General features: G+C 40.1%; 3 protein-coding genes and 1 pseudogene. All 4 read right to left on the reverse strand.

From position 1 onward, the window contains the following. Positions 1–53: 53 nt before the first annotated feature. Positions 54–272: pseudogene (locus FJR37_RS22705) on the reverse strand (phytochelatin synthase family protein); the annotation flags it as partial. 554 nt (positions 273–826) lie between these two features. Continuing rightward, on the reverse strand, positions 827–2,035 hold the full coding sequence (locus FJR37_RS22710) for a NupC/NupG family nucleoside CNT transporter (RefSeq protein WP_039201790.1): 1,209 nt from the start codon (positions 2,033–2,035) through the stop codon (positions 827–829). A 558-nt stretch (positions 2,036–2,593) separates the two neighbouring features. Next, entirely contained in the window at positions 2,594–4,282 is a 1,689-nt protein-coding gene (locus FJR37_RS22715) for a serine/threonine-protein kinase (protein WP_168467190.1), read from the reverse strand. Between the two features lie 150 nt (positions 4,283–4,432). After that, positions 4,433–6,547: a cation:proton antiporter gene (locus FJR37_RS22720; RefSeq protein ID WP_168467191.1), complete on the reverse strand. Its 2,115-nt coding sequence runs from the start codon at positions 6,545–6,547 to the stop codon at positions 4,433–4,435. Between the last annotated feature and the right edge of the window lie 225 nt (positions 6,548–6,772).

Raw genomic sequence — 6,772 nt, forward strand, 5'->3', positions numbered from 1 at the left:
GTTCCCTGTTCCCAGTTAAGAGTTCCCTGTAGATAAACATCAATTATTCTTACTCACCAATACAATACAAACCCCCACGTCTTCCCCGCACCGACATCACTTGTATTCATTGCTTTCCATAAATCCTCTGTTTTTACCTAAACAGGTGGATATTTATAGCGCGAAACATCCATAATTAAAAATCTATCTGTTAACTCGTTATATGCAGCTAAAGGCGAAATATGTCCACCTCGTTCTTGACCAATTTCCTGACGTAAATAGTTAATATTGACACTCTCACTGGCTAAAGCCACTGAGATTCTACTGACAGAATTAGATTAAGGGTTTAGCCCAATCCAATCTCGCTGCGACCGCCAAACGCCGCCTAGACGCTCAAAACAACTGCCAATTAAGGTGTCGAAATTGCGCTTACTTTTATTGTTTTCAGTGTTTTCAGAATCCATCACTAAGCCAAGACTCGGTACGCTCCACACCCTGCCATTACTCGCTCTTTTTTGTCAATACTGCCGTTAGGACTTGAACCTAACCGTTGTTTCTTATGAGCCGGGATTTCTCCGTACTAGGATGCTTCAACACATAGATGTTTTTTTGTTCTTACTCACGATTTAATTGTAACATACCACAGGGATTAAAATCCCTCGTGTCGCTTATATCTCAGGTCTAAAGACACTGAGTTTTACGCTTACCGGATGTCTCTATAAAATCTATCATAGCCCCCTCATCGCTTGCGGGGAGGGGGTTGGGGGTGGGGTTCTTGTACCTCCATAAGAATGGGGTAGGCACGGGGGCGCTACCCCTACAGCAAATCCTGTAATTTCAATTATTTCTAAATCAAAATTCCCGCAATTCCCGCAGTAATAAAACCTGCCAATAATCCGCCAATCATAGTCCTTAAACCCATACGGGCTAAGTCTTGTTGACGGTTCGGCGCTATTCCTGTCATCCCACCAATAGTAATGCCAATTGAGCCAATATTAGCAAAATTACATAAGGCATAGGTAGTAATAATAGCTGAACGTTGAGAAATTTCTTGTTTCTTAATCAGTTCTCCTAAATCCAAATAGGCGATAAATTCATTAAGAATCGTCTTTTTACCTAATAATGCTCCAACTTGTCCACAGTCAGCCCAAGGTATACCCATTAACCAGGCTACGGGAAACATAATTAAAGATAACATCCCTTCTAAGGATAATTGCGGATAACCTGCCAACGTTCCCAACCAACTTAAACTAGCATTCACAGCAGCTAATAAACTCAAAAAAGCAATTATTATTACCCCAACATTAACTGCTAATTTTACCCCATCAATTGCCCCAGATGTGGCTGCATCGAGAACATTAACATAATTACTTTTGATGTCTATATTAACTTCTTCCGTAGTTTCCGATACTTCTGTTTCTGGATACATTATTTTTGATACTATCAAGGCAACAGGAGAAGTCATAAAAAAAGCAGCAATTAAATGTTCTGGTGGAATCCCAAAGGACAAATAAGCACCTAGTACACCCCCAGCAATGGTAGCAAAACCACCAGTCATGACGGCGTGCAATTCAGATTTTGTCATGTTTGCTAGGTAAGGTTTGACCATGAGTGCTGCTTCTGTTGGTCCCAAGAAGATATTTCCCGCACAGGATAAAGATTCAGAACCTGATGTTTTCATGGTTTTCATCATGAACCATGCTAGGGCATTGACAACTCTTTGCAAAATGCCATAGTAATAAAGAATACTGATAAATGATGAGAAAAAGATAATTGTGGGGAGAATTTGAAAAGCAAACAGATGATCTTTGAAGTTTTCACCAAAGACGAATTTTGCACCAACATCAGAAAAAGCTAAAAAGTTACCAACTATATTTCCCAAGGATTTAAATAAGTTCAAACCCCAAGCGGTTTTGAGAATGACTATAGCTAAAATAAATTCTAACCCCAATCCCCAGGCGACTGTCCGCCAACGCACGGCTTGACGATTCACGGACAGGGCGTAGGATATACTAATAAAAACGCAAATGCCTAAAAATGAAATAGTGCGTTCCATATTCAATGTTTCAATATTTTCAGCAAATAAGCTTCAGCGTAACTTAATTTCAGGTAAGTAATTGGACAAAAATATTTACAGTCATTGCGAGGGAAGGGAAGCAATCACAACCCTGGCGATTGCTTCATTTCACTTCGTTCCATATGGCTAACGCCACGCAACGCTTACGCAATGACATTGTGTAATTAATTCTGTCTCACTACTTATTAAGTTCCACATTGGCTGAGTTGCGCGGTGTTTTTTGCTAGAATGCTGCTAATTTTATTAAAATGACAGTATATTTGCTGGTTTAATCAGTCTTAAATATGAAGGAATAATTAAAAATATACAAAACTTAAATAAATTGTTATTACAGAACTATGCAAATGGGAATAAAGAGTGTATATTGGTTTCAACTTCAGTATACCGAAACATTTATAGTCTACCAATTATGGGATGCCCCTAGTTCACAACTCAAATGAACTGGGGGTATCTGTGTTTTTGGGAACAGGGGAAAAATTTTCTTCTTCTTCCTGCTTCTTCCTGAATGGGCGTAAGCCCTGCGCCCCTACCTTCTCCTTATCGCCAACCTAACCAGCGTAAGCAAGGGACAATTAGGTAATGGCTTATACTCAGGGAAAAGCTGATTAAGATACTCACTAAACTAAAAAAACCTATGGGTGAAAATACATCAAGCCCTTGTGGTTGACTGGAAAAATGGAATAAATTTAGTCCTAACCCTAAACGCACGAAAATGGCTATGAGGTTGGCACTTCCTAAACCTGCAATGACAGCGTAGGCGATTTGATGACTGCGAAGACCTAAACCAAGGGTTAATAGGGGAAGTGAGATTAAAATCCATGTGACTAAGCTTTCCGCCGGATTTGGAGTGGTGATGAATTGACAAGCTATCCAGCCTAAACTGTAGCCAATTAAGCCCATTAAAGCTGTGATCAGAAACCGCCGCTTTTGTCCAAAACAGCCTGATAAGGTTAATCCCCAACCTGTTCCCAAACCTGCAAAACCATAAACTATACTTTCTGCGGCTATATAAGGTTGTTTTTGGACTAATGTTGGTAATGGATAGGTTAGTAATTCTAGCCAGCGATCGCCTAAACTGGTATGGTAAGCCAGGACAAAACCAATTATAGTCCCGATTCCCGCGCAGATACTTGTCAGTATCATTACCCAAACAGTCGCCAAACAGGCAGATAAAAATTTGTATATTCCCTGAATTATTAATAAAGTAGTATTACTTATAGCTTGGGTAAATTCAGTGATTGATTGGACAACAGATTTACCCGGACTGCTGAATAAACCTGGCTGTGAAGATGACGAGGCGATACTTAGTAAGCGTTTATGAATAATAGCTGCATTGGCTGGACGTAATCGCACATCATCTTCTACCATTTCATCAATTAAATCCGCTAAATCTGGTTTAATTGTTCGATAATTACGCCAACGCAATTTTCCAGTTAAACTATCTTCCAATTCGGATGGATATTTGGCGGTAAGTAGTTGAATCATTGTCCGTCCCAAGGCATAAAAATCTGCCGATGGTCCAATGTTACCGCCGCGAATTTGTTCTTGGGGACTATAGCCGGCAGAGTACAAGCGTGTAGAAGTGGGCTGCGTTCGCAAAACTGACCCACTAAATTGTTTAGCACCACCAAAATCAATTAGCACCAATTGATCACTTTTGGCAGGAGATACTGGTGTGGAAGTCCGCAACATCAAATTAGAAGGTTTGATATCGCGGTGAATAATTTGGCGTTTATGTAACTCCTGTAAAATCAATACAGCTTGAATAAACCAACCGACTACCAAATCTTCGGAACAACCTTGAGGAGAATTTATTAATACTTCCTCTAAAGTGTAGCCATTGATTTTTTCCATCACCAAACAAGGTAATTGATGGGGTTTAGGATTAATTAAGTTAACTTGAAAATAGCCATCAGCATCAACTTTAGGCACGCCAGAGTTGCGGAAACTACTTAAAACTTCCGCTTCTTGAATAAATAATTCCAGCGCCTTGGGTGAAGTTTCGACTAGCACCTTTAGCACTTTTTCTGTCTGTGTCTTTTCATCCCAAATTGTGTAAATTTGGGCAAATCCCCCCGCACCGAGAGGTTTAAGAGAGAAATAGCGGTCTAACAGATGCAGCGGTGCGCCACAACTGTTACAGAATTTGTTTCCCCAAGGTTGAGGGTAAGGACGTTGACAATGGGGATTTATGCAGTGAACCGCACTCTGAGTTATCTGGGTCAAAACCACGAAAATACAAAGGCTGGATCGATTTTAGCGTCTATTTCACTTTAGTTCTAGATATTCGTCTAAATAACTCTAACTGGCCATTGCCATTAGTCTTTGTCCCAAATATCGAGCCTTTTTTTGGGTCAGAGGAGGGAATTACAGGTATTATTGAGGTTCTCCCAGCATGACAATCGAACATTTCAAATTGTTAATCACTTGGGTTGTCACTTCACTAACGGCTAATCCTCCAGCGGTGCGATAGCGGACAGAACGCAAAACCACTAAGTCAAATGCCTGCGCTTGCTCAATAATGACTTTGGCAATATCATCACCAACAATTGTTAAAATATTTGTATTGACTTGTAAGTTGCCTTGATTAGCAATATCAGACAATTGAGATGTGAAATGTGTAACCTGCTCATCAGGTATTAAGCGTTGGCTGGGACTGCGGTAGGCATCGTTCACGTGCAAAAGCACAACCTCAGCTTGATTAGCATCAGCTAAAATTTGGGCAAATCTGATAGTCCCAATAGTCACCCTCATTAAGTCACCAACAGGAACAAGAATGCGTCTGATTTCTGTCGGACTTTTTAACAGGCGTGTTACCGCTACCGGACAATGAGAAGACCAGAAAACCTTATCAATGAGACTACCAAATAAACGGGCGCGGAAATTCCTGGTATTTCCCCAACCCATTATCACTAAACTAGCATTATGTTCCCGACTGGCGTGACTAATCCCCAAAGCCACATCATCATCAATCCGAATTGTCGGTGATGCTTGGACGTTAAATTCTTGACTAATTTCGGAAGCCAACCTCAATCTTTCCTGACTTTGTGCTAGTGCCGTTACTAATTGTGGATCATCCATATTCAGATGGGCTTTAGTAATAGCTAAAGGCATAATCTGTCCAGATTCATGACGGGCTATAAGTGCTGCCATTTCCAGCAGATAACGTTGCGTCAGCGGGTTATAAATGGGAACTACAACAATAAATGGCGGGTAATCTTGTTGCAAACGGTTGTCTGCTGTCTCTATTTGCTCTTGAGATTCCCACCACACCGATAAACTATCTGCTTTCCATTCCGTAGACGGGACGACTTGTAAAGACCGAGCAACCCTAGCTGTAATTATCGGACCCATGATAGCCGTAACCAACATCAGGACAATGACACTATTTAAAACACCCTCATTGATTAGCCTCTCACCAGCAGGATTTACGGATTGATAGGCAACTAATGTGGCTGCGAGTGTGGCTGCTACCTGCGGTAGCGATAATGACCACATTGTCAGCATCTCTGAATTGTTATAGCGATAAAATGTTTTAGCTAGAAAGGCCGCCACAAATTTACTGCTAATCAGTGCCACGACAATTGCCACAGTTAAAGTAATTGAACTGAGAGTTTTGATAAACGCAGGTATATCAATTAGTAATCCCATGTCCACAAAGAAACAAGGGATAAACAGAACACTACCCACAAACTCTACCTTTTCTTTAACGGGGCTATTTCCCAAAACGCCATTGACTGCTAAACCTGCCAGGAACGCACCAACAATTTTTTCAATCCCAATCGCTTGCGCTCCTACAGATGCCAAAAATAAGGCCAGCAAGATAAACAAAAATTGATTACTCTCTTCCTCTCCAGTGCGGCGGAAAAACTCTTTTCCTACCTTATTAAACCCAAATAAGATCACAACTGAATAAATTGCTAGTCCACCCAATAAAGTAAATAATTTAAAAGCTGTGAAATCTCCTCCATGAATACCTACACAAATTGCCAGTAATAACAATGCACCTGTATCAGTAAAAATAGTTGCCCCAATTGTCACTGTTACTGCTTCATTGCCGATAACTCCCAACCGACTGATAATTGGATATGCCAAGAGAGTATGAGAAGCCAGTAAAGAACCAATCAAAACAGAAGAATTCCAGCTAAAATTGAATAAATGTCCGGTAATAATCCCCGCAATTAAAGGCATTAAAAAAGTCAGGAAGCCAAAACCCATTGAGCGATTTTTAGTTTGGCGAAATTGTTCAATATCAATCTCTAAACCTGCTACAAACATCAAATAAACTTTACCAATATCTGAAAGCAGTTTTATGGTTTCCGACTTAGGGTTGAGGAGATTGAGTCCATTTTGACCCAGTAATACACCTGCTAGTAGCAAACCCACTAATCCAGGTAATTTTAGTCTCTCAAATAGCGGGGGAACAATAAAAATAGCTATAAGGAGAATTGTGAAAGAAATGATTGGTTCATTGAGAAAATCTACTGGCATTTTTCATAAAATAATATTTATATCTATGATAATACAAATCTTATGAACATAAACACGGTATATTATAATAGTTTGCTATCTTCCTCCCTGCTCTATCTCCGGGTATAACTCTTTCCTACCGGAGATGATATCCTGACATCAGAATTTTGTGAATATTCCTGATGCTTGATTGATAGAGGAATAGAGCATCAGGAATATCAAGCTGAATTTTATATTTGATTTAAC

The organism is Aphanizomenon sp. UHCC 0183 (genome assembly GCF_009712065.1).
Classification (GTDB): Bacteria; Cyanobacteriota; Cyanobacteriia; order Cyanobacteriales; family Nostocaceae; genus Dolichospermum; species Dolichospermum heterosporum.

Bases quoted from the DNA above. Each gene is read 5' to 3' on its own strand.
- FJR37_RS22720 (WP_168467191.1), bottom strand. From the start codon at position 6,547: ATGCCAGTAGATTTTCTCAATGAACCAATCATTTCTTTCACAATTCTC.
- FJR37_RS22710 (WP_039201790.1), bottom strand. From the start codon at position 2,035: ATGGAACGCACTATTTCATTTTTAGGCATTTGCGTTTTTATTAGTATA.